Raw genomic sequence first — 276 nt, forward strand, 5'->3', positions numbered from 1 at the left:
ACGGCCCCGGATTTGTAGTCATCGGTCTGATGCAGGAAGCCGCCGCGCGGATAGACATTGCCCCAGAGGTTCATCGTGGTGCGCGCACCGACCTGGCGCATGCCCGCAATCAACGCCTCCGGGTAGGCCATTTCAGGCACGTTGTAGCGCCAAGCCAGCGTGTCCAGGGTGCTGAGTAGATACGGCATGAAGGCCGTGCCCGCGCCTTGGCAGAAATAGCCCGACGACGATGCGAACTGGTTGAATACCTCGCCGCCAGGATGGCCGATGACATCG

General features: G+C 62.3%; 1 protein-coding gene. It reads right to left on the reverse strand.

All coding sequences use genetic code 11. The features are described 5' to 3' along the window. On the reverse strand, nt 1-276 hold a 276-nt coding region (locus KVT32_RS29925; protein ID WP_217619409.1), incomplete at both ends, for a TraU family protein.

The sequence above is a fragment of the Achromobacter sp. GbtcB20 genome, assembly GCF_019091095.1.
Classification (GTDB): Bacteria; Pseudomonadota; Gammaproteobacteria; order Burkholderiales; family Burkholderiaceae_B; genus Achromobacter; species Achromobacter mucicolens.